This is a genomic window from Kitasatospora sp. NPDC004799, from assembly GCF_040609095.1.
Classification (GTDB): Bacteria; Actinomycetota; Actinomycetes; order Streptomycetales; family Streptomycetaceae; genus Kitasatospora.
Genome location: NZ_JBEXJK010000827.1, coordinates 1 through 1,172 on the forward strand (window position 1 = coordinate 1; position 1,172 = coordinate 1,172).

At 69.2% G+C, this 1,172-nt stretch carries 1 protein-coding gene; it reads right to left on the reverse strand.

What is annotated here, in order from left to right:
* Positions 1-1,172, reverse strand: a 1,172-nt coding sequence (locus tag ABZW03_RS41095) for an NADH-quinone oxidoreductase subunit D (protein ID WP_355270023.1), incomplete at both ends; no start/stop codon positions are given.

Consider the following 1,172-nt stretch of genomic DNA (forward strand, 5'->3'; position numbering starts at 1 on the left):
CGGAAGTGGACCCGGTACGGGCGCGTCCCGCCGTCGCTGACCACGTGCACGCCCAGCTCGCCCTTGGGCGACTCGACCGCCGCGTACGCCTGGCCGACCGGGACCCGGAAGCCCTCGGTGACCAGCTTGAAGTGGTGGATCAGGGCCTCCATCGAGGTGCCCATGATCTTGCGGATGTGGTCGAGGGAGTTGCCCATCCCGTCCGGGCCGACGGCCAGTTGGGCGGGCCAGGCGATCTTCTTGTCGGCCACCATGACCGGGCCCGGGCGCAGCCGGTCCAGGCACTGCTCGACGATCCGCAGCGACTGCTTCATCTCCTCCAGGCGGATCAGGAAGCGGCCGTAGGAGTCGGCGCTGTCGGCGGTCGCGACCTCGAAGTCGTAGTCCTGGTAGCCGCAGTACGGGTCGGTCTTGCGCAGGTCGTGCGGCAGGCCGGTGGCGCGCAGGATCGGGCCGGTGGCGCCGAGGGCCAGGCAGCCGGGCAGGTCCAGGAAGCCGACGTCGACCAGGCGGGCCTTGAACACCGGGTTGCCGGTGGCGAGTTTGTCGTACTCGTGCATCCGGGAGCGGAAGACCTTGACCGCTTCGCGGATCCGGTCGACGGCACCGGGCGGCAGGTCCTGGGCGAGGCCACCGGGGCGCACGTACGCGTGGTTCATGCGCAGGCCGGTGACCAGCTCGAAGACGTCCAGGATCAGCTCGCGGTCCCGGAAGCCGTAGATCATCAGGGTGGTGGAGCCGATCTCCATGCCGCCGGTGGCCAGGCAGACCAGGTGCGAGGAGATCCGGTTGAGCTCCATCATCATCACCCGGATGACGTTGGCGCGGTCCGGGACGTCGTCGGTGATGCCGAGCAGCTTCTCGACCGCCAGGCAGTAGGCGGTCTCGTTGAACAGCGGGGTCAGGTAGTCCATCCGGGTCACGAAGGTGGTGCCCTGGACCCAGCTGCGGAACTCCATGTTCTTCTCGATGCCGGTGTGGAGGTAGCCGATGCCGCAGCGGGCCTCCTTCACCGTCTCGCCGTCGATCTCCAGGATCAGCCGCAGCACGCCGTGGGTGGACGGGTGCTGGGGGCCCATGTTGACGATGATGCGCTCGTCGTCGGCCCGGCCGACCGCCTCGACCACCTCGCCCCAGTCGCCGCCGGTGACGGTGAAGACCCGGCCCTCGGT